This window comes from Scytonema sp. UIC 10036, assembly GCF_009725235.1.
Genome location: NZ_WJFC01000001.1, coordinates 128,937 through 151,484, shown reverse-complemented (window position 1 = coordinate 151,484; position 22,548 = coordinate 128,937). Strand labels below are relative to the sequence as shown.

The window sequence follows — 22,548 nt, the reverse complement described above, 5'->3', positions numbered from 1 at the left end:
CATTGGTCACTGGTCACTGGTCACTGTTCACTGTTCACTATTCCCCTCGCATGGCTAGTTTCATTTCACGGACTGCTCTTTCCATACCTACTAACACAGCGCGACTGACAATGGTATGCCCGATGTTGAGTTCTTCCATACCAGGAAAAGTAGCAACTGGGAAGACATTCCAATAAGTTAGCCCGTGACCGGCATTCACTCGCAATCCTGCTTGTATTGCTTGCTCGCACCCTTTAGCCAGGAATGTTAACTCCTGTTGACGAGTTGTTTCATTTTTAGCTTCAGCGTATCGCCCAGTATGAAGTTCAATAAACTGTGCTTGAATCTTGACAGAAGCTTCAATTTGTGATGGTTCCGCATCGATAAACAAACTGACTGGAATACCAGCGCTTTGCAATTTATCGACAACTGCTTCCATTCTATCAATTTGACCAACGATATCCAGCCCACCTTCTGTGGTGACTTCCTCCCGCTTTTCTGGAACGAGAGTGACATAATCGGGTTTAATATCTAGGGCAATAGCAACCATTTCATCTGTAGCTGCCATTTCCAAGTTGAGATGAGTTCTTACTGTTTGACGCAATAAGCGCACATCTCGTTCTTGAATATGCCGTCTGTCTTCGCGCAGATGCACGGTAATGCCATCTGCACCCCCTAATTCTGCGAGTACCGCCGCAGCTACGGGGTCTGGTTCCACTGTCCGCCGCGCTTGTCGAATGGTGGCAATGTGGTCTATGTTTACACCAAGTGTAGCCAACCTGAGTCTCCCTGTTTACAATCCTCAGGTCTTGATTTTACTGGAAATTGTGATTTGTGGTTTTATCAATATGCTCAACTAAGGCATTCAGCCTTCGCATCAACCGCAAGCGCAGCCAAGGGCGCAATAAAAAATTACTTGTGATGAATCTTTGTTGCAAACGCTGTAACTGATTAATCTCTGTAGCAATGTATTCTTCATCTGCTGTCCATTTATTCAACAGATAAAATACCTGGTCTTCTGGTGTTAAGGAAGAGGTGATTTGTTCGAGTAACTGATTTGTCGATGCTGTTAAAGCTTCTATTTCGAGGGGTGGATAATTTAACCTAGTACGACACCAAATCACAATCCGTTGTACCTGCCAAAGATCTGGTTTTAAACCCATTTCCTCTAATTGAAGACAGACTTCCTCTAAAATTTGATGCGCTTGATTAATCTTACTGATGTCATTGCTGTCTGTGCCTTGATAGTAAGTAAATATGCCTTCTAACATACGTATTTGTACTTCAATTAGATGGGAATCGGTAGACTTGAAGACTTGTTTAATATGCTGGAGTAAATCGCTTGCAGTTTTCAGGTCGAGGTTGCTTAACTGCCATTGAAAGGCTAAGGCGCGATCTTCAAACCAAGTTAGATAATTAGGGGATTGAGTTGAGATGTGCTGGTTTGGGCGTACACTACTCCCAAAGCTACGGGAGATGCAGCAATAAGAGTAATGCTTAAGCAATCAAAAATTTTTCTGATACTCATGGCTATTTCTCCTGTACAGTTGCGGTTTTCTGTAATTCTTTATAGAGTTGTAAATATTTCATATCTGCTTGTTTGAGTTGCGCCTCTGGCTGCTGGAAAACCCAACGTACCAAGGACTCTTCGTAAATTTTTATTACCTGTACCATCCGTTCATCTTTGCTAAGGAAGGGTTCATTCTGAAAAAATTGTTGAGATGCTTTTAGCGCTGCCTCATCGTTTTGTACTTGCTTCGCTGCCAGAATTGTTTGATAAGCATTCTCTCGCTCTGCAAAAGTCGTTTTTTCTCGGAGTGCGATATAACCAGTCGTAACTATCAGCACGCTTGCAACTACCCCTCAAGCAGTCACTCTGATTTTCGGTTGTCAAGGTTCAGACTACAAACATTCCATACCCGTGCGAAAGTGTCACGAGCACGCAGTGTTGTCGTGGGCTAAAATCTTTGTGTGGAGAGCGTTTTAGTTGTCTTTTCCCTCCACACTTGCTATAGTATTAGCAAGTACTAGCAAGTATCAACCCCTGCCAAAAAAAACTTCATGGGGTGATAATTACTGATAAGGGATAGCACTTATATGTACTTGCTAGTAATGCCAAGCAAAAAGCCAAAGTTAATGATTTATCTAGATCAAGAGAAACTTAATTTTCTTAAGGGATGGGCGGAGTCAGAACATCGCTCTGTCAATAACTTAATAACAATGCTGCTTGACCAAGCCATCACAGCCAAGCAGGGAGATAAGGAGGATAAATGACCAACGCAGGACAACCGCCAAGCATTGATGAACGACTCAGCCGCCTAGAAACTCTGTTTGCCAACGTAGGCGAAAAAGTTGTAGAACATGATGCCACTATTGCTGCCATGAGTGCTAACATCAACGGTCAAAGTAACACCATTGACGTTCTGGTTGCTAACATCCAGCAGCTCACCGAGAATGTAGCTGCAGTCAATACAAGAGTAGATACACTAACTGTTAGCGTTAATACTATTGCGGCACGAGTAGATTCTTTAGCAGCTGAAGCAGCACAGGATCGGCAGCAAGCAGCCATTGACCGCCAAGCTTTTCAGCAACAGGCAGAACGCGATCGGCAAGAATTCCGAACCGAGATTCGACAGATTTGGCAGTACTTGCGCGACAGAAACGGTGGTAGCAGCCCGCCAGCTGCTAGTTGATGGGAATTGTAAAGCTGTCAATTTTTATTCCGCAAAATTTGACAGCACATAACCCGAAATCGTATTGAGATGCACCAAAAGTCCCCATGCGGTTGGTAACTATTCATAGTTATGAACCAGTAGACCAGGCAGCTTGGGTATGAAGTCGCAATTGCAGGTCAGAACGAGCTTTAAGATAGTAAAAAACAGCACCTTTGAATATGAATAAAGAAATAGTAAGAGCAGTAAATGAACAACAAGTATTAAACGCAGTAAATAAACTGGTTCCCTCGCTCCAAAGTGTTGAATCGGCGATTCAAAGACCCCTGTCACTTGGAGAAAAACAGATCGTTTCGCGAGCTTTTGAATGTCAAAGGATAGGCATTCATTGGTTCATAAAACTTGAATGGCACTCGAAATACAAAATTCCAGCTAGCAAAGAAATAGCTAAATTAATAAAACCAAGGGGTGAGCTATTACAACAAATTTTTTCATTGTGTAAAAATGTACACTGCATACCCCAGATGGCTTGAGAAAATTTTCAAAAATGCATAAAAATAGAGTTGTCATCAGGAGAGGTAATCAAAGGCGTTCAAAAGAATCAAATTGACAGTTTCTTTGCGAATCAACTCCAGATTTATCTCTCGATAATTCCGAAGCGCAAAGCGCACGCTGCGTGATGCCGCAGACTATGCCCGCAAGAGCTATTTGAGCCGGAAGACGCTGTATGGATTGGCGATGTTGGTTTGCTCCCAAGTGCAACCAAACAAGGAAATCGCCAACCAAAATGTCTAATTAAACGAATTCTGTTCGTTGGAAGCTCATGTTAAAATTTAAATTTTGAAAAGGTTTTTTAACCGCTTCCTTACCCAATCCAAAGGATTTTGGTCATCTTCTGTGGTATCAACTAAACCCATGTCTCGTAGCTGTTGTTGACGCTCTGCAAGTTCTTCTTGATTTTTTGCTAACTCTTCTACAATTTGCTCATATAACTCTGGATTATCTCTTAAGAGTTTTTGAAAACCGTTTTGGTTAATGACAAATAATACTGTCTCTTCTATTGCTCTAATTGAAGCAGTACGAGGAATTCCTAGCATCAAAGAAATTTCCCCAAAAAATTTCCCAGCTTGTAGGTTGGTGAGATGTTTGTTAATTTTTTCTACATACACCTCTACAGCACCTGAAAGAATTATGTAGAAGGCATCTCCTGGGTCATTTTCACGAAACAAAACCTCCGATGTTCGCAAGCGTTGTCGGTATCCATTTTCTATCAATTGCCGTAATTCTGGGTCAGAAAAGTTTCCAAAGTACTTTATCTGACGCAGTAAATTACTGAGAGAGAACTGTTTTTGAGTTGATAATGCAACGGGCGATTTTTGGTTATTTTTCTCTTGATTACTATCTGTATTTTGAAGCAATAAGTACGGATCTGTTATAGATAAGCTAATTCCTTGTTGACGGAAATTATACTCGATTTCAAAATTCAAAGAACTTTTAATAACTTCTCTTTCATTGGGTCGGTCAATCCAAACCAAAAGTTCAAATTTAAAACAATTCTCCCCAAATTCTACAAACAAAACTTTAGGATTTGGATGACTAAGAACTGCTGATTCCATGTATGCAGCGTTTAATAGAGCTTCTGTGACTGCCAAAGGATCGCTATCATCTGGAACTCGTACAGGTATTCTCAAACAACAACTTGAACTTTCATAGCTCCAGTTAACAACTTTGTTATCAATCATGTCACTATTTGGAACAATGACAGATGAATTATCAAGAGTTTTGATGATGGTAGACCGAATAGAAATGGCTTTGACTGTTCCACTTAAACCATCTAATTCAACATAGTCTCCTACCTTGACAGGTCGGTCTAATAAGAGTGTGAGACCGCTCACAAAGTTAGTTGTCAAATCCTGGATACCGAAGCCAATGCCTACTCCCAAACCACCTGCTAAAACGACCAAAGAGCCGAGATTAAAGCCAATACTTTGCAGAACAATAATGATGCCCAAGCCAACTGACAAATAACGAACAACAACAGCGATCGCCTCCCGGTTACCTTCGTCCATTCCCACTTTAATGAGTAGTCTATTTTTGAGAAAATTACTGAGAGTGCGAGAAAGGAAAATAACTAATACGACCGCCAGAATGAAGACAATAATTGACTGAAAGGATACACTACTATCGCCAATTTTAAATAATGTCAATTTCCACAACTTTAATAATTCTGTCCATAGTGCTTGGACAAGGACAACTATTGTTACTAGTTGATTGTGGCTGGAAATTTGCTCATTTTGTATCAAAATATACCTCTAATTGTGACTTCAACGTTTTTTAAGGCTACGGTAAGGCTTTGCCTATAAAATGAATAACGTACATAAGTTAGGAACTGATACAATGCTTCACTAGGCAATCAAAAGTATCAAACTAAGCATAAACACAAGTATAATAAGATTGATTGTTTAAGTTAATATCTATCTCATAAAAAATCCCAATTTGCGGAAAGCTTGGAAATTGACACGGAAAGCAAATCCACTCTTGACCATCACTAAATGCAACTGATTATCTGAATCTATGTTAATGTTACTTTTCTATATCAAAAATGACCGTTATGCCTTGGAAAGTAAGCGTGTTGTAGAGGTAGTGCCTAAAGTAGTACTGAAAACTCTACATCATGCGCCTGATTATATCGCTGGTGTATTTAACTACCGGAATCGTCTTGTACCAGTGATTGATTTATGCCGTTTAATTCATGGTACTCCTTGCCGTCCTCTATTCAGTAGTAGGATTATCTTGGTGAATTACGACTGCAACGATAATTCTCTTACGGAAAGCCGCTATCATACACAGACGCAAGAGGCGAATGCCTCTCAACCATCGCATATTTTAGGATTGATGGCAGAGCGAGTAACCGACACATTCCGCAAGCAAGAAACTGAGGTTTTTGTGACAGGAATCAAAGTTGATACTGCTCCCTATTTGGGAGAAATGATTAATGATGCACAAGGAATGATTCAATGCCTTCAGTTGGATAACATTTTGCCAGAACGAGAGCGAATCCTGTTACCTCAACAGCAGAGTTATTAACTAAAAAAGTACCCAGAACTCAGTAATCAAAATGAAAAAACCATATTTGAGTATAAATTGCTTCTCTTCGGTCGCTGCGGGCAGTAGAATTGTAAATTTTATCACTACAAGACCCTGTTGTCAGAAATTTACTTTTTATAAAAAAATAACAAAAAAGAGAAGAACTAGAGAAAAAGTGTATATTTTATAATGATCGCTCAAAGATTATTTGAGTCAAGCAGTTCAGTAACTTTGATTTTTACTGTATATATATAAGCTCACATATGTGTTTTCACAACAATTATCATCAGGATTAGGTTGACATGTTTCACCGCGTGCCAGAAAAACGGATGCATTTTGTGAGATGGCTGCTTGTTAGTGGCTGGCTTTTACTCATTGTTTCGTTATTCTACGACCCGATTTCGCCCTACCTAACACAGCCTACGACGGAATGGAGCATTTTTCGTCTTAATCCGGATTTGTTAGATCCGGTGCAATGCAAACAGGTTGCGACAGTACAAGGAAAGTGTGTTGATGTCAAACCTTTTGCTATTGGGGCAAAAATCTTCTGGGGAATTGTGATCCCTTGCGGTGTCATGATTCTGTTAGTTTTTGGTCATGAAACATGGCGACGCATTTGCCCGTTGTCTTTTCTATCACAAATTTCTAGGGCATTAGGAAAGCAACGTCAACGCAAAATTACCAATCCCCGTACAGGAGCGGTGCGCTATGAACTGGCTAAGGTATCAAAAGATTCTTGGCTGGGACGCAATCATTTATACTTCCAATTTGGATTTCTCTGCATTGGTCTTTGCTTGAGAATTCTCTTCATTAACTCAGAACGTTTGTTTTTGGGGTCTTTTGTGCTCCTCACCATCCTATCAGCCATATTAATAGGTTACCTATTTTCTGGTAAAACTTGGTGTCAGTATATCTGTCCTATGGGTCCGGTGCAGATGGTATACAACGGACCAAGAGGATTGTTTGGAAGTGAGGCACACCAAGGACAGAAACAGATTATCACTCAATCTATGTGTCGGGCAGCGGACAAAGAAGGTAAAGAGAAAAGTATCTGTGTGAGCTGCCAATCTCCTTGTATGGACATTGATGCAGAACGATCTTATTGGGAAGTTTTCAACAAGCCAGGTCGCCGATTTGTTCAGTACGGCTATGTAGGATTAGTCGTTGGATTTTATCTCTATTACTTCCTGTACTCCGGCACTTTAGATTACTACTACTCTGGAGTTTGGAGTCACGAAGAAAATCAGTTAGCAACTCTTTTCGCTCCGGGATTTTACATTTTTGGTCAGTCAATTCCTATTCCTAAATTGCTTGCTGTTCCGCTCACGATAGGGGCTTTTGTAACAGTTAGCTATTTCTTATTTTCCAGGATAGAAAAGGCTTATAAGGCTCATCGGCAACGCATTAATAAACCTCTGAGTCAACAACAAGTACAACACATAATTTTTTCAATTAGCACGTTTCTAGTCTTTAACATTTACTTTTTGTTTGCTGGGCGACCGATACTCAAACAGCTACCAACTTTTGTTGAGCTAGGATTTAACGCTTTGGTCATCCTTGTCAGTACAGTGTGGCTTTATAGAACGATTGCTCGTAGCGCAGAAACCTATTCACGAGAAAGCCTTGCTGAAAGTCTGCGTCGTCAGTTGAGCAAACTCACGGTTGACTTCTCCAAATTCTTAGAAGGTCGAACAATGGAGGAACTCAAACCTGATGAGGTTTATGTTCTTGCCAAAGTACTGCCCAGTTTTAGTAAAGAATCCAGTTTTCAAGTCTACAAAGGGTTACTAAGGGAAGAATTGGAACAAGGAAATATTGACCCTGCCAATAGCTTGGAAGGACTCAAGCAAATTCGCCTGGAACTGGGGATTAAGGACGAAGAACATTATAATATCCTCACAGAACTGGGAGTGGAAAACCCAGATTTGCTCGACCCAAGCAAGCGAAGAAGCCGGGAAAACCAATTACGGATTGAAAATTATCGCCAAGCCCTAGAACTGCAACTTCTGGACTTGATGGAGATGGGTGTTCCTCTGCGTCAAGCACTCCAACGCAGAGAAAAGCAAATTCAAGCTTTGAAGCAGGAGTACGGAATTACGGCGGAGGAACAAGCACAAATCTTGGGACAGATAACTGATGAAAACAGTGCTATTCTCCGCAAGGCAGAAATGCTGTTAGAGCAGTTAAAGCAACTAACTGTCCGTGACCAAATACTGAGCAATTTGGTTCCTAACCCCTCTGCACCTGTGTATATTTTGCTGCGATTGGTTGCCATTCATAATAAAGAACAAATTGTCACCAAGCAACTGCTGAATATTCTAGAAGTTTTGGGAGATGCACCTGAAGCTGTGAAAATTGCCAGTGCGATGGGAGTACTCGCAGACAATGTCTTGCCAAAAATATTTCAAGAATCTACTGAGACTAACCAGTGGCAAAAACGACTCAGTGCGAAGGCGATCGCCATACTACAATCAGATGAGTTAGAACCAGCAACCCTTGATACTCAAGCACAGATGGTTGATGACGAAATACCAACTCAGATCTTCATTGCTGGACAACCGATACCAAAAGTCACATCAGCAAAACGTCAGACTTCTGTGATTGAAGTCCTCAAGGAACTTCTGCAAGAGCTAGAGCCACTTGTCCAAGCAGCAGCACTTCATGCACTTGCTCAACTCGATCCTCAACAAAGTCGGCAATATGCACATCAGTTACTCAATTCGACGAAGCCCGGAGATTGGCTGGTAAAGGAAACAGCAGAAAATATTTTGGGTCTTTCCAACGCACAAGCGCCCACTTTGGTGCAAACTTTAATCGTCCAGGTGATGGTAGGAGACACAAAAGAACAGCTTTTCTTCCAGCAACCAGCTATCCAAATAGGACGAAGCGTGACAAATAACATCATCTTGCCAAATCCGAAAGTCTCCCAACAGCACGCCATTCTTCACCTTGACGAGCAAGGAGCCAGCTTGACTGTGCTCAAAAGTGCTTATGGTTTGCGGATTCATGACAAACGCGTGCAAAACAGTACAGTACGGCTTAATCAGGGAGATGTGATTCGGTTTAGTCAAGCGGAGGAACCTTCGATAACCGTCAATTGGAAAAAGCAAGCGTCGATACAGTCCGTCGCACCCTCTGAAAGGTTAAGCACTCTAGAAAAGCTATTTTTGTTATTTGAGACCAGCCTCCTGAGAACTGTCAAGCCGGAAGCACTTATTGAATTGGCTCGTCAGGCAGAGATTCGAGTTTATACTCAGGGTGAAATGATGTGCAAGGCAGGAGAACCATCCAATGAACTACTCCTGTTAATTGATGGTGAAGCTGATGTCACGGTTTTGCGAGGGGAGAGTGAGGTTGTTATCAATATGGTTCGGACAGGTGAAACCATCGGTGAGATGGGAGTCCTCAGCCGCCAGCCACGTTCAGCAAACGTAGTCGCTAAAGCCGAGAGAAATCGAGCATTGATGATTGAGACTAAGGATTTTGAGACAGTGTTACGTAACGATCCTGAAGTGTCGAGGAGCCTTTTGCTCAACACAATTGGTCGCCTGCAAAGGCTAACAACAAAAGTTACGTCTCAGTCTTAATTATATAAAGTTGGAAAATAAGGCAATGCTCAAACTCAAGCTTTTCAACTCAAAAGCACCCACAGAGGGCAAAGAGCTAGAAATAAACCCAGAAATGCTGATCAATGGTGAGTGTTTCATTGGGCGATCGCGCAATTGTGGTATCGTTCTCCCCAGTTCTGAGGTGAGTCGCATTCATGGAAGTTTGCGCCGTGAGCAAGAACAATATTACTTTAGTGACCTTGCCAGCCTTGGTGGTTCTCGAATTAATGATGAAGTGGCAAATGTCAACCAAAAGTATCTCCTCAAAAATAATGACATTATTCGGATTGGTGAATTTATCCTTACAGTTGAAGCAACTTCATCAAATGGACACCACCTCACGCAAACCGAGGAAGTTCAAACTCAACCTTCAACTCAGAAGAAATCAGCAAACATCACCATCTCTGTTCCCCATCAACAAGTTGAGTCTACCCGTCACCCTAGTGAGTATATGCCGGTTGCACTTGTACCACCAGACCAGATGAGTCGATGGATGAAAGGGGATGTGATGGTTCGCTGTGTGGCGGTGATTGACGAAACCCATGATGTCAAAACTTTTCGCTTTGCTGCTGAAGCATCGTTGTTATTTACCTACCAACCAGGTCAGTTTATAACCCTAAATTTGGAAATCAATGGCAAGCCAGTCAAACGCTCTTACTCAATTTCTTCCACCCCTTCACGACCCCACACTCTGGAAATTACAGTTAAGCGTGTCCCATCCCCACCAGATGCTCCTGATATTTCACCAGGATTAGTGTCCAACTGGTTGCACGACAACTTAAGAGTCGGTCATGAAATCAAAATCAGCGGTCCGTTGGGAAAATTCACTTGTTTTGCCAATCCTTCCGAGAAAATGTTGATGATTTCCGCAGGAAGTGGCATAACGCCAATGATGTCTATGTCACGCTGGGTTTTGGATACTGCTGCTGATTGTGATATCATCTTTTTTCATTGCGCTCGCAGTCCCCGCGATATTATTTTCCGCCAGGAATTGGAGTTGATGTCTTCGCACAATCCTAAGTTTCGTCTAGCTTTCTCCATCACTCGACCAGAACCTGGTCAACCTTGGTGGGGCTTTACTGGGAGACTCAACGAACAATTGCTATATGCGATCGATCCAGACTTTTGGCAGCGTACAGTTTACGTCTGTGGTCCCAATTCCTTTATGCAAGGTGTCAAAACCATGCTGGAGCAAATCGGTTTCCCGATGCAAAACTACTACGAAGAAAGTTTTGGCGGAGCGAAAAAAGCAAAATTGCCGCCATCATCAACCCCAGTGTCCCCTGCTGCAAATCCTCCCATTGCTCCTACTGTTGCTCCTCCCCCATCCGTTGAACCAGTTGCCGAGGTAACGCCAACAGTAGCACAACCAGTAGTTTCAACCGTAGTTGCGGCAAAATTGCAGACAGCAGGTTCTGTAATTTTGGTCTTTTCCAAATCAGGTAAAGAAATCACCTATGGAGGAGAAGAGCCGATTTTGGATATAGCAGAGGAAGAAGGAGTCAATCTTGATAGTAGCTGTCGCAGCGGAGTTTGTGGCACCTGTAAAATTCGGAAGCTACAAGGCGAGGTAAAGTATACAGGAGAGCCTGAGGCACTTGATGAGAGCGAGCAAGAAGAAGGGTATATTTTGACTTGCATTGCTTACCCAACAGGGAAAGTTCTCATCGACGCTTAGGACTCATTTTTGATGATGTATCATAGGACTTACGCACCGTACAAATTGGCTGTTATGTGCATTAAAGATATTTGGTGGTCTCAGAGTGTTGGCGATACGGCTTCAGCCGTTAGCGAAGCTATCGCGCTTGTGCTGGCTCGCCAGTCCAAACACAAACAAGCTAGGACTTGCACATTGACAAAATCAATATGATATGCTTTTAGAATGAGACGATTTTCTCCAAGTTGTTCAGATCAAGGAATTGAGCCGCTAAATTATCAATAATAAAAGAGCGGACGACTTCTATCTAATGGTGAAGCTCTCATGCTTTAAAAATACACTATTTTACGATCGCACCTGCGGAATGTGGGATGTATACTTGTATTATGGTTAATTTCCCGGACATGATACGATCGCAAATAATCTGCTGTTTTTCGGAAGAAAATTTCAGGAATGGGTTGTTGCTGTTATTTGAGTTACCTCGGCATGAAATAGGAGTTTACTCTGACAGGGTTCTAAAATCTGAGAGAAAAACTTTTTGCAGCGATTGTGTTCATCGGCAATCACCACTCGCGCCTCATGTCCGGTGCGGAATACCTCAGCGCGATCGCGTTCTTCATAGGCTGCAATAATCACAAAATCTCCTGGCATACACAAATGTGCAGCTGCACCATTAAGACAAATGACACCACTTCCAGGCTTTCCTGGCAACACGTAGGTTGACAAGCGGTTGCCATTGCTAACATTCCAAATTTCCACCTCCTGCAAAGGCAGAATTCTTACCTTATCAATTAATTCACTGTCAATGGTGACACTGCCTACATAATTAACATTTGCATCCGTTACACGTACTTGATGTAGCTTGGCGTGCAGCAGTCTAATTCTAGCCATGATTTTTTACTGTATATGTCAATTGAATGATAGTTTTTCAAGCACTTTTTCAAACAGCACTGCTTCTTTATAAGGGGCAGGAACATTAGAAAAAACTCGCTTACCCTCAAACTCAAAAGACTCGTACTGCACGGCATATTTTCGTTGATATTCCAACTCTTGAGCAATATAAGTCGTAACCAGATGCGTACAAGTTGTCACAGCACGCTTATAGTTTAAACTTACCGCTACTTCAAGTATCTTCTTTTCCAAAGCTAAGGCAATAGCAGCACCGTTTGAATGGAAAGACGTACCTGACATAAATACATGGACAATTTCTCCTACTTTCACCTCCCCATAATTTTTGATGTACAGCTGCTCTAAAGAATTCAATAGTGCAAAAATTGGATTCAAGAACTCAGGGATCTCAAATTCCCCCGCCTGGGATCTAGCAAAATCTTCACTCAAACAAAATCCTACAACATTTCCAGAAAGCCGATGGAACGCAACGAAGGATAAATTCTCCAAGAGGCAGTTTCTACAAATTTGTTCAGAAAAGACATTGAACTGTTCTTTCTGAAGACCCAAACTGACTCCCAAGGGTTCTCTTAAGGTGAAGGATTCGCTGACTAATGCCACAGTCTGTTCTAAATATTGCTTCTCGAACGGAACAATTTCAACATCACTCAAATGCACCTCAACCAGTGTCCAAGGCTTTCTCTGTTTGTATTTGTCGAAAAGCTTTGCTAAAGATGCGAGGGACGGCTCATTGACAAAGTTGGAAAGGGGAATGTATACCCCAAATTCCTGCTTTAGTTTTTCCAGCAAGGATACAACGGACAAAGAGTCCCCACCTAGGTGAAAGAAATTATCGTCTTTGCTAATAGGAGAAACATGAAACATCTGCTGCCAAATGTCTGCTAGCAACTTTTCTGTTTCGGTTTGAGGATGCTTTTTTGAATCAATAACCCTGAATCTCCACCCACTCATGCCAGACAAAGCTTGGCGATCAACTTTACCATTGGGAGTTAGGGGTAGTTCATCTACAGCAACGAGTCTCATTGGCACCATGTAGTGGGGGAGCTTGGCGAGGGCGTACTGTTTTATCGCATCCAAATTAACTGTAGAAGGAACAACAAATGCCGTTAAATGTTTTGTTTCTGGTGTCTCCTCGTTTTCCTGAAAGATAACGGTGACATTAGATATTTCTGGGTGGAACTGCGCCAAGACCTTTTCAATTTCCTCAAGTTCTACTCTAAATCCCCGAATTTTTACCTGATTGTCAACCCGACCTATATAATATAGTACGCCATTATTGTCTGTGGTTACTAGGTCTCCTGTTTTAAAAAGAATACTATTACCAGACCAAGGATTGGGGATGAATCGAGCTTTGGTTTCTTGAGGCTTGTTGTGGTATCCGCGTGCTAGCACGATACCTCCTATCCACAGTTCGCCTACCTCACCTGGGCGAACTGGCTGTAAATTTTCATCCAAGATATGAATCTCGGCATTGAGGATGGGTTGACCAATTGGCACATCCCGTTCTAACTTTCTTATATCCCCCGCAAACTCAGCCCAAGTGACGTCACCTGCGACCTCGGTACTTCCGTAAAGATTCAGCAAAATCCCATGAGGCACGCTTGCTCTGAATTTCTGCAACAGATTTCGCGTCAGTCGCTCTCCGCTGACCGTCCAAATTTTGAGAGCAGGGAGGGCTTCTCCCAAATCTGGACGAGTCTTGAGCAGCGCTTGTAGTAAGGAAGGTACGAGGATGATGCGAGTCACTTTGGCTTCGTGAAGGAAACCAATTATTTCTTGAGGATTGGCACTGGAGGAGTGGGGAAGAATGACGACTTTTAATCCTTTGAGCAATGCCCCAAAAATCTCCCAAACCGAGTCCACAAAGTTGAGGGTGGTTTTGTGACAGCACACTTCGTTAGAGGTAAAAGGGTACTGATTCCACATCCAAATGCAGCGATTAACAGTGGCTCGGTGAATTCCACAAACGCCTTTGGGGATGCCAGTACTGCCGGAGGTGTACAAAATGTACATTAAGGCATCGGGAGTAACGGCAACGTCTGGGTTGCTGCTGTCTTGTTTCGATAGAGATTTGTTGTCTACCAGGAGAATCTCCTCCTCAAAGAAGGGAAGAGTATTTAGAAGTGACTTTTCTGTTATCAGAACTTCACAACCAGAATCTTCAATAATGTACTGTTTTCTAACTTCTGGGAAGTCTGGATCTACAGGAACGTAAGCGCCACCTGCTTTTAAGATTCCCAGAATGGCGACCACTGCTTCTGGCGAGCGTCGCAGGCAGATGCCTACTGGAGTTTCTAACCCTACTCCAAGAAATCGCAGTGCGTTTGCTAGCTGGTTCGCTTGCTCGTTTACTACTGAGTAGGTGAGCTTTCTGTCCCCCATTACAAGGGCGATTTTTTCGGGGGTTTTGGCAGCCTGTTCTTGGAAGAGATGGTGAATGCACTGGTTCGATAGACTATCCATCTTTTGTAGATTTTTCTACCATAAAGCTTAAATAAGTAAACATCTCCGGTAAGAAATGTAGAGACGTTTTATCGAATATCTCTACATTTTTTTCGCAGATGTCTAGTGGTGAAAAATAGGTTTAGTAAGGCTTACCTTCCGGGTAGAGTAACTCAATTTCTTGTTGTCGCAACTTTTTAATTTGAACAACTGACTGTTCGATCTGGTTAACTACATCCTCAGAAACATTGAGTTGTTTAGCTAATTTAAGAAGAGTTTCACGTTCCGCACTATTATATTCACCATCAGCACTAGCTGCCTGAATTGCATCGCGGATAAGCGCACGACCTGCATATTTAATATCTAATGTTGGATCAGCAGCGAGCAAACTATTCAAATCATCGTTGCCGGAATATTTATGCAATTCTTCAATTACAGATTCTGACGCTCCTCCTGCGGCGGCGAAACCAACAATCCAGTTACGCTCTTTTTCTGATATCATACCATCACCATTAGCAACAACAAAAAGTGCCTTGAAATAATTCCGAACTACTTCTGGTGAGACGGGTTGAGTAAAACCATAAAACTCTTGAGCTATCCAGCTATCCCCAAGATTATTGCTCATGATGTTTTTACAAAAAATACGCACTAATTAGTTATTATACAGGGTAAGGGTATCTAAATTTCTAGGTGATGATACAGATTGAACAAAAGCAAGGATATTTATTTGTGAAATTGTAGTTGAATATATGTAGCAAGTGCAGCGAGCGCAAATAATGCCATTACCTCAGACATAACATTAACGGTATGTCCATCAAAGAAAAATCCAACCAGGAAACTTGCCAACGAACCGCCCAACATGTCCAGAAATCCTATTACGGCGGCAGCACTACCAGCCATATCTTCTACTGAGTGAAGTGCATAATGGATAGCATTGGGCGCGATGAGTCCATAACAAAAGGTATTAATGATGAGTAGAGGTAATAGTGTGAGTAACTGAGCAGCACCCGTTACCGAAACTAATACAAGTGCAATAGCTGAGGTAGCAGCAATTACTAACCCAAAGCCCAGTAATCGTGCTGATGATACACCACGAGTGTTCAATACTCCACTTAGGAAAGACCCAGCTAAAATACTAATAGCAGTTGAGGCAAACAGCAATCCATAAGTTGTTGTTGAGATATCCAGAACATTGAGCATTACAAGTGATGAACCTGCAACGTAGGCAAACATACATCCAAAACTGAGCGCATTGACAAGAGCATATCCAATGCAAACTCGGTTACTCAGAACACGCAGATAATTTCCGATCAGCCGATGTGGTTTGAGAGCATTGATATCCCGACGTTTAATTGACTCGTCAAATCCGATCGCAATAGTCAGCATAAGTATCAGTCCTACTACAGCTAATATCACATAGATAGCTCGCCAGTTAGCGATCGCCAATACTCCCCCACCAATTGTTGGTGCGATTATTGGTGCTATGTTGATCGTTAGGTTAATGTAGGAGAGTTGGGTGCCAGCAGTAGCACCTTCAAACAGATCGTGAACCATTGCCAACATCAGCGTCATACCAGCACCAGCACCAGCACCCTGAAAAAACCGCCAAGCCACGAGGGCATTAATTGATGGGGCGATCGCACAAGCAGTACTGGCAAATGCAAAGAGTCCGCAGCCTGTTAGTAAGATGGGTTTGCGCCCGTAGCGATCAGAGAGTGGACCAAAGACTAGTTGCGATGTAGCATAGCCAGCCATAAATAAACTGAGTGTTAGTCCTACAGCCGCAGGAGAGGCATTTAGTGAAGTGCCAATCGATGGAAATGCTGGTAGTCCCATATCTATTGATAGCGGTAGCAATGCAGCCAGCACACCAAGGATTACGGTAAAGCCTACGGAGTTAGGTTTAAACTGCATATAGTATTGACACAGCCCCTATCACTACCTTTGTCGTTACTGAGTCAAGTGTTTGCCAAATTCGGTCTAGCCAATCTAGATGTTCGGGTTTCATCAAACAAGAACGCAGACAGGTAATAGAGTCCTGATCCCAATTGATTTCTTCCCCAGTCTCTAAAAATAACTCTTTGGGCAGATTAGTTATGGCTAGGTGGAGATTCTCCTCTGCCGCCGCTTTAAAAATCTCCTTTGCCAGTCGTGAAGATTCACTTGCACTTTGAGATTTTACCACCCAAACAACAATGTCCAGTTGCGGCGGGGACTGTATCAGAAATCGCGAATCATTTTGCAGCTTTTCAAAAAGAGTTAGTGCTGCCTTTCGCGACTTACTTAAAGAAGCAGCAAACTGACCGCCTGGAATTAGAGGTAATAACCGTTGAGTTGCCCAGAGTGCGACTGCTGCTGAACCCGGTCTGGAACATTCCAGGCTAATTTCACCTAAATGCAGTTTCTCAGAACTAAAATAGGTGTACGGTGAATCATGTTTATAAAGCTTCCCAACCGAGGGGTCTTTGAAGAGAATGCAGCCACAGCCGTAAGGTTGGAGTCCATGTTTGTGCGGATCAACAACAATGGAATCAACCTGTTTGAGACAGTCAAAAGCGGCTCTGGTTTCGGCATCAAGATTATCTACTAAAATAAAATAACCGCCGTAGGCGGTATCTGCATGAATCCGGAACCCGTACTGAGACTGTAGTTCAAGAATCTCAGGCAGAGGATCGATGGCGCCAGTTCCCGTCGTTCCAAGAGTGACAACAACTGTCCCAATATCATCTTCTTGTAGAAGTTTTTTCAGGGCTGCTACATCCATCCGGGCGCGACTGTCACAGGGAACGGATTGGAAAGGAAGGCGAAGCACACCACAGATTCTTGAATGGGTGTAGTGTGCCTGATTAGAAGCCACAACTTTTTTGTTTGGTTGTAAATTTCCTGCAACCCATAAGCCCTCTAAATTCGCCATTGTCCCACCACTGCACAAATGTCCTAAATGGGTTTCCCAACCAAACATTTTGGCAATTTCTGCAACCGCTTCTCTTTCCATTGCCGAACTTGCTCGTCCACCATCAAGGGCGTGATTGTTGGGATTGATCCAAAGGGATAGGGTGTATGCAAGACGGGCAATTTCTGTGGGAGGTTTGAGCATTTGCCCAACGTAGAAAGGATGAGGATAGGGATAATTGTCTTGCATCCACTCTGCGACATCCAACAGCACGGTTCGCAGGGCATCTAGGTTAGGAGAGCGATCGACTTTTGGTAGGTTGTGAAAACCTTCTTCTAGTCGTGCTAGTGCTTCTTGAAGTAATCCCAAACTCTCTTTTTCTAATATCATTTGTTGGCATCCTGTTATGAATTTATACAGATTTTATCAGCGTTTAAATGCCAGAATCAGTTCATAAGTTTATTTCTTGTAAAATTTAAGGAATATTCACCATTCGAGATTGGGAGGATGTTGAGTTTTTTTTCTTTTCTTCCAAGATTGAATCATTTGTAGAGACGTTTTAGCTCTCAGAGTCTGATTTCAGGGACATTCACCCGTTACCCAACCCTGTGGATCGAGTATTTTACTTCGGCTCTTTTCAAATTTTTTCAAACTTTTGATGGCAGCACTACTTTCAGAAGCAGCTATCAAAGACCCTATTTCGCTTCCTCCAAATTTTGCACAAATACTCTTGTGTCCATCAGATATTCCTCGTTGATAAGCTCGGACAAATTTTTCGTGTTCGGCTGCGAGGATGCTAGGTAGAGTTTTCATGATGGGCAAAAGCTTCTTCTTACAAATGACATTAATAAGATAATCATGCTCCCACATCATTAACCCACTTAAATTCTCTGACTGAACTAACGACTGGAGATTACCAGTAGTCATAGTAGGGCGAATTTCACTTTCATATTTCTCTCTAGTAAAGTTTCCAGTTAGTTTCATAGCTGCTCCCGATGCGTACATAAGTGCAGTAGCTGTTTCAAACTCAGTTTTTGCTTGGTCTAGTTGGCCGTTACTAATGGCAGTAACCAAGCGATTTAAACTCAAAATTAACGCTTGGCTAAACACTAAAAATACCCAATGTCCTTTCTTCCATACCTGAAGAGGAGAAAGAATTGGTTTTGTTGCGATATTTAAATTGGGATGATAATTAGTTGAAGTATGGTGGAGATTGTAAATATTCTTAATTGAATTATCTTCTTCTAATCCAAACGTTTTTATTAAGAGAAGAGCATAAGTTTTAAATCCAGATTTAACAGAGACTTTGTTAGAATTAAAAGGAAGACGTGTACTGATTTCTAAAAAACCTAAGTAAGCTCTCAACAGGCTGGTAACTATTAACTTAGCAGGTTCTTCGGCTTTTACGTGCTGGACTTCCATATAGCGGTCAAACTCTTGAACTTGCAGCCACTTCAGGTTAGTGCCAGTTGAGAACTCTTCCGATAGGGGAATGACTTCCACTGGGGTGAGTTGCTGCAAGGCGGTGTTGATAGTATTAGCCTGCAAAGATTCCTCACCAGACAAAGCCTGTTGAAATTGCGTTATTGTTTGATGTACCTGAATGGTAATGGGCTGACTTAATGGGTAGGTGTTGAGTAAATCCTGGGGTGGGAGCAAACAAAGATCTTCTAAACTGAGAGGCATAGAAACGCTTGTGTTTAAAGGAAAGATTACTTTATATATATAAATACCAAGTAAAGTTTTTTTTGGTAATTGCACTGCTTTCTAAGTTTATAGCGGTTCTAGGTGCAATACAATAACCACAATGTTGGAACCAACCAATAATGTCACTGGTAGAGGGGTGTGGTCAAAAGTGGTTGGTGTTGGGGGTAGCTTGAGGTAGTGCTTTTCAAACAAGATCCGGAGAATAAAGTTATAGTATTATGTCGGTATTTTCTACATGGTACGTAATATACGAGCACAAAGTATTCTAGTTCTCGTCTAAGTAGCAAAATTTTTTGCAAGGCATACGCACGAACACGTCATGTACGAGTACTAAATATTTTCTCGGTAGCGGGTTTTTCGGGGGTTATTCTGAACATATGTAAGCCGTCAATACAGACACTGCTTTATTACTGTAATTTAAAATACATTTAGATGAGCAGCACTAACACTTATTTTTAAGCAGTCCGCCAAAACACGCGCAAAACTTCAATCTGGACTTTAGACTAAAGGTGAGCGATCGCGCCGTTGAGTCAACTTGGAGAAAATCGTCTCATTCTAAAAGCATATCATATTGATTTTGTCAATGTGCAAGTCCTAGCTTGTTTGTGTTTGGACTGGCGAGCCAGCACAAGCGCGATAGCTTCGCTAACGGCTGAAGCCGTATCGCCAACACTCTGAGACCACCAAATATCGTTATGCACATAACAGCCAATTTGTACAGTGCGTAAGTCCTATATCAATAACTATGATACAAAATAGAGGGTGTATGAACGCTCCGATCGCGTCTCTACAGGATTGATCTGTATCGTGATTAACGTGAAATGGTATGACTCATCATTCAAAAATCAAAAGTCTGACCTCGTTTCACAAAACCATGAAATCCATCTTTTCTGGCGTCAGGAAGTACACCTGGTTGATAACCATACAACCAGATTTTATTTTTTATCTTGTCTGGTAAAGTCACTAGTTGTTCGTAATGAGCGTGAACCGTACTCGGAAATTTTGCTGTTTCACAATCGTGGAAAATCATATCTGCTCGCTCATACAATTCTCCATTTTCTTCTAGAGCCAGTTGAGTATCTGTGGTTAAAAAGACTTTCGTTCCGTTGATTTCAAAAAATAGTCCATAACTTGGCATCAAAAAATATCCATTATCAATATGTATAACTCTCACCGTATGAAACTTTATTCCTCCCCAAGTAAAATTTTCATGACGAGGAATTATATTTACGTTAAAAAAGGAGTTTAAATCTGTCACATCCCCTTGAACAGATCTCATTCCGCCAGATAAACTTCTTTCCCAAATTTCACCTGCTAAATCTTTACTCAAATAAAGATTGGGCTTTTGGCAGCGTGGATCAAATTTTGTACTAAACCCAATGTATTCTAATCCTCCTATATGATCGGAATGCAAATGGCTAATATAAACATCAGTAATATCTAGATATGATAATTCAACTGCGTGTAATGAAAATCGAATATCTGAACCGCAATCAATTAAAAGTTTCTTCTCTTGGTCAGTTAAAAGTATATTTGATTGAAAATTGTCTGCTCCTACGGTAAAAGCTGAACCTGAACCTAAAAAGATTAATTTCATAAGAGTTATCAAGTATTAATGGTCTAAATTATTTCAGTGATTGATACAGTTTATCAAGCCCTGCTTTTATAGATGGAGGCATGGTCGTAAAACCAATATAAAAACTTCCTGGCTCTGCTGATTCTACCAAAACTTTAGCATAAATATCACCACTACCTTCTATTAAAGTGGAAGGTGTTAAGAAGTTCAGCTTGAGATTGCTGAGTGGCAATGGGATTCCGTTAGTAGCACCTGGAATTGTACGCACAAGTGCTCTATTGGCAGAAAGCTTGACTAAACTTCCCTTCGAAAAGTTATCATTAATATGCTTTCCATCCAAAATTGTATATTGTATTGAGATTTCTTCAGTAAGGGGAATGAAGACTTCTTCTTCTTTCATCAAGAAAAGATTATATTCTCCACCAATACCACCGACTTCATAGATGGTAATGGGCTGCTTAACTCCTTTTGGTGTCACTTGCCTTTCCCCATCAATTTTTACTAATTGTCCTACTTCTTTATAAGTCGATTCGGAAATGAAAATTTGACCACCTAGTGTGTAAGATTCAATGCGATAAGTAAGATTCACTTGGCTACCAACAATACCATATTTAGTACGTTTATCTGAGCCAATATTTCCTACAACGACTTCACCAGTGTTGATCCCAATTCCCATTTCTAGTTTTGGTAAACCCCACTCTGCCATTTGTTCATTGACTGCTCCCATTGCCAATTGCATATCTACCGCACAGGCGATCGCACGAGTCGCATCGTCTTCTCTGGGAGTGGGCGCACCAAACAGAACCAAAATCCCATCACCCATAAATTCATCAATTGTTCCTTTGTGTTTGGTAATAACTTCCGCCATGTGATGCAGATAGAAGTTGAGAACTTTCACCACTTCTTCAGGTGATAATCGTTCTGCTGTGGCTGTAAATCCTCTTAAATCAGAAGTAAATATAGTGATTTTCCGTCTCTCTCCACCCAGTTTCAATCCTTCAGGACTTTCTAACAAGCTGGCGACAACTTCATCACTGAGATAACGTCCAAAAACTTGACGAATGAGTTCATTAGATTTCTCTAATTTTTTAGAATAATTTTGGATCGCTTTATAAGCTTCATTTCGTTGTAATAAGTTGATATAACCTTTGGCATGGTAACGAATGCGAGCAATCAGTTCAACTTTATCGGGCAATTTGACCAAGTAATCATTCGCACCCAAAGCAAAAGCTTCTGCCTTAACTTTTGCATCCTCTTTTGAAGAAAGGACAATCATTGGCACATTACGAATCGCCTTATTAGCACGAAAGAACCGCAACAAAAGTAAGCCATCAATGTCAGGCATAACTAAATCTTGCAGAATGACTTTTGGCGAAACCTCTATCGCTTTAGGAATAGCAACTGCTGGATCGCTACAGTAGTGAAAAATAATATCTTCTTCATCAGCTAACATCCGGCGTACCGCTTCACCAATCATGGGTTGATCGTCGATCAGGAGAACAGTAATTGCGTATTCTGTGAAAAAAGATGATGTGTTGTTAGCCATTTTTCTGCTTTTAACTTTTATACGAAGTTGCTAAAGATAGTATCATTCGATGGAAGATAAAAGAATGCCATCAACTATGCCACGCTCGAGAATTCAAATTGTACCGTACTTGGAGTACGCAGAATTGACTCGTCGCTACCGACGGTGTTGAAGAAGAGTTCACATTTGTACGTTTGATGCGTTGGCTATTCCCTGAAAAGCAAAGCACGCATATTGTCAAGCGCGATTAAGACAAGACTACCAGAAGAGTTATTAAGGAAATTATAGATCTGTTGCCAAAGTTTTAATGTGTTTGCCCTAAGTGAAGAGAGTAAGAATTAAATTCACAAAAAAATGTAAATAAATGTTGTTGCTTTGATTTAATATGCTGAAATAGCAAATAATTATATTGATCTTTAAAAAAGTATTTATTTGTCCTGATGTTGCATATTTTCGGAGCGGGCAATGATAAATTTAGGTTTTCGAGGTTCGC

At 41.6% G+C, this 22,548-nt stretch carries 18 protein-coding genes; 6 read left to right on the top strand and 12 right to left on the bottom strand.

All coding sequences use genetic code 11. From position 1 onward, the window contains the following. Positions 1-37: 37 nt before the first annotated feature. From F7734_RS00695 to F7734_RS00685, 3 genes are all read right to left on the bottom strand, one after another. The gene (locus F7734_RS00695) at positions 38-757 is read right to left on the bottom strand and encodes a pyridoxine 5'-phosphate synthase (protein ID WP_155742908.1); all 720 of its coding nucleotides are present in this window, start codon (positions 755-757) and stop codon (positions 38-40) included. A gap of 37 nt (positions 758-794) precedes the next feature. Continuing rightward, positions 795-1,250, bottom strand: coding sequence for a hypothetical protein (locus F7734_RS00690; RefSeq protein ID WP_207713963.1), 456 nt, complete (start codon positions 1,248-1,250; stop codon positions 795-797). A 259-nt stretch (positions 1,251-1,509) separates the two neighbouring features. After that, entirely contained in the window at positions 1,510-1,827 is a 318-nt protein-coding gene (locus F7734_RS00685) for a hypothetical protein (RefSeq protein WP_155742906.1), read from the bottom strand. A gap of 288 nt (positions 1,828-2,115) precedes the next feature. Between F7734_RS00685 and F7734_RS00680 the strand changes: the two genes are divergently transcribed. From F7734_RS00680 to F7734_RS00670, 3 genes are all read left to right on the top strand, one after another. Continuing rightward, positions 2,116-2,253 carry a hypothetical protein gene (locus tag F7734_RS00680; RefSeq protein WP_207713962.1) on the top strand — a complete coding sequence of 46 codons (138 nt, stop codon included), beginning with the start codon at positions 2,116-2,118 and terminating at the stop codon, positions 2,251-2,253. Further along, positions 2,250-2,672, top strand: coding sequence for a hypothetical protein (locus F7734_RS00675; RefSeq protein ID WP_155742902.1), 423 nt, complete (start codon positions 2,250-2,252; stop codon positions 2,670-2,672). Before F7734_RS00680 ends, F7734_RS00675 begins: the two co-directional genes overlap by 4 nt. A gap of 200 nt (positions 2,673-2,872) precedes the next feature. Beyond that, positions 2,873-3,184, top strand: a complete 312-nt coding sequence (locus F7734_RS00670) for a hypothetical protein (protein ID WP_155742900.1) — start codon at positions 2,873-2,875, stop codon at positions 3,182-3,184. 300 nt (positions 3,185-3,484) lie between these two features. On the opposite strand, the gene F7734_RS00665 is transcribed toward F7734_RS00670, so the two are convergent. Continuing rightward, a complete protein-coding gene (locus F7734_RS00665) occupies positions 3,485-4,954 on the bottom strand; it encodes a mechanosensitive ion channel domain-containing protein (protein WP_155742898.1) in 1,470 nt (489 codons plus the stop codon). A gap of 271 nt (positions 4,955-5,225) precedes the next feature. Between F7734_RS00665 and F7734_RS00660 the strand changes: the two genes are divergently transcribed. From F7734_RS00660 to F7734_RS00650, 3 genes are all read left to right on the top strand, one after another. Beyond that, entirely contained in the window at positions 5,226-5,738 is a 513-nt protein-coding gene (locus tag F7734_RS00660; protein ID WP_155742897.1) for a chemotaxis protein CheW, read from the top strand. 302 nt (positions 5,739-6,040) lie between these two features. Then, the gene (locus F7734_RS00655) at positions 6,041-9,325 is read left to right on the top strand and encodes a cyclic nucleotide-binding domain-containing protein (RefSeq protein ID WP_155742895.1); all 3,285 of its coding nucleotides are present in this window, start codon (positions 6,041-6,043) and stop codon (positions 9,323-9,325) included. 25 nt (positions 9,326-9,350) lie between these two features. Continuing rightward, entirely contained in the window at positions 9,351-11,024 is a 1,674-nt protein-coding gene (locus tag F7734_RS00650; protein ID WP_155742893.1) for an FAD-binding oxidoreductase, read from the top strand. A gap of 426 nt (positions 11,025-11,450) precedes the next feature. Here F7734_RS00650 and panD read toward each other — a convergent pair whose 3' ends face one another. The 8 genes from panD to F7734_RS00610 form a co-directional block, all read right to left on the bottom strand. Beyond that, entirely contained in the window at positions 11,451-11,894 is a 444-nt protein-coding gene (panD, locus tag F7734_RS00645) for an aspartate 1-decarboxylase (protein ID WP_155742892.1), read from the bottom strand. Positions 11,895-11,912: 18 nt separating this feature from the next. Next, positions 11,913-14,375 (bottom strand): non-ribosomal peptide synthetase, encoded by a 2,463-nt coding sequence (locus F7734_RS00640; protein ID WP_155742890.1) that lies wholly within the window; start codon positions 14,373-14,375, stop codon positions 11,913-11,915. Positions 14,376-14,496: 121 nt separating this feature from the next. Next, positions 14,497-14,979: a hypothetical protein gene (locus F7734_RS00635; RefSeq protein WP_155742888.1), complete on the bottom strand. Its 483-nt coding sequence runs from the start codon at positions 14,977-14,979 to the stop codon at positions 14,497-14,499. Positions 14,980-15,077: 98 nt separating this feature from the next. Next, entirely contained in the window at positions 15,078-16,268 is a 1,191-nt protein-coding gene (locus tag F7734_RS00630; RefSeq protein WP_155742887.1) for a multidrug effflux MFS transporter, read from the bottom strand. Further along, positions 16,258-17,637 (bottom strand): aminotransferase class I/II-fold pyridoxal phosphate-dependent enzyme, encoded by a 1,380-nt coding sequence (locus F7734_RS00625; RefSeq protein WP_155742885.1) that lies wholly within the window; start codon positions 17,635-17,637, stop codon positions 16,258-16,260. The genes F7734_RS00630 and F7734_RS00625 overlap by 11 nt, the downstream gene beginning before the upstream one ends. A gap of 189 nt (positions 17,638-17,826) precedes the next feature. Beyond that, complete coding sequence (locus F7734_RS00620) at positions 17,827-18,933, bottom strand: hypothetical protein (RefSeq protein WP_155742884.1); 1,107 nt, start codon at positions 18,931-18,933, stop codon at positions 17,827-17,829. Positions 18,934-19,792: 859 nt separating this feature from the next. Beyond that, entirely contained in the window at positions 19,793-20,551 is a 759-nt protein-coding gene (locus F7734_RS00615) for an MBL fold metallo-hydrolase (RefSeq protein ID WP_155742882.1), read from the bottom strand. Between the two features lie 28 nt (positions 20,552-20,579). Beyond that, entirely contained in the window at positions 20,580-22,076 is a 1,497-nt protein-coding gene (locus F7734_RS00610; RefSeq protein ID WP_155742881.1) for an adenylate/guanylate cyclase domain-containing protein, read from the bottom strand. Between the last annotated feature and the right edge of the window lie 472 nt (positions 22,077-22,548).

Coding starts and splice junctions, on each gene's coding strand:
- F7734_RS00690 (WP_207713963.1), bottom strand. CDS start 1,250: ATGTTAGAAGGCATATTTACTTACTATCAAGGCACAGACAGCAATGAC.
- F7734_RS00680 (WP_207713962.1), top strand. CDS start 2,116: ATGATTTATCTAGATCAAGAGAAACTTAATTTTCTTAAGGGATGGGCG.
- F7734_RS00675 (WP_155742902.1), top strand. CDS start 2,250: ATGACCAACGCAGGACAACCGCCAAGCATTGATGAACGACTCAGCCGC.
- F7734_RS00670 (WP_155742900.1), top strand. CDS start 2,873: ATGAATAAAGAAATAGTAAGAGCAGTAAATGAACAACAAGTATTAAAC.
- F7734_RS00660 (WP_155742897.1), top strand. CDS start 5,226: ATGTTAATGTTACTTTTCTATATCAAAAATGACCGTTATGCCTTGGAA.
- F7734_RS00655 (WP_155742895.1), top strand. CDS start 6,041: ATGTTTCACCGCGTGCCAGAAAAACGGATGCATTTTGTGAGATGGCTG.
- F7734_RS00650 (WP_155742893.1), top strand. CDS start 9,351: ATGCTCAAACTCAAGCTTTTCAACTCAAAAGCACCCACAGAGGGCAAA.
- panD (WP_155742892.1), bottom strand. CDS start 11,894: ATGGCTAGAATTAGACTGCTGCACGCCAAGCTACATCAAGTACGTGTA.
- F7734_RS00640 (WP_155742890.1), bottom strand. CDS start 14,375: ATGGATAGTCTATCGAACCAGTGCATTCACCATCTCTTCCAAGAACAG.
- F7734_RS00635 (WP_155742888.1), bottom strand. CDS start 14,979: ATGAGCAATAATCTTGGGGATAGCTGGATAGCTCAAGAGTTTTATGGT.
- F7734_RS00630 (WP_155742887.1), bottom strand. CDS start 16,268: ATGCAGTTTAAACCTAACTCCGTAGGCTTTACCGTAATCCTTGGTGTG.
- F7734_RS00625 (WP_155742885.1), bottom strand. CDS start 17,637: ATGATATTAGAAAAAGAGAGTTTGGGATTACTTCAAGAAGCACTAGCA.
- F7734_RS00620 (WP_155742884.1), bottom strand. CDS start 18,933: ATGCCTCTCAGTTTAGAAGATCTTTGTTTGCTCCCACCCCAGGATTTA.
- F7734_RS00615 (WP_155742882.1), bottom strand. CDS start 20,551: ATGAAATTAATCTTTTTAGGTTCAGGTTCAGCTTTTACCGTAGGAGCA.
- F7734_RS00610 (WP_155742881.1), bottom strand. CDS start 22,076: ATGGCTAACAACACATCATCTTTTTTCACAGAATACGCAATTACTGTT.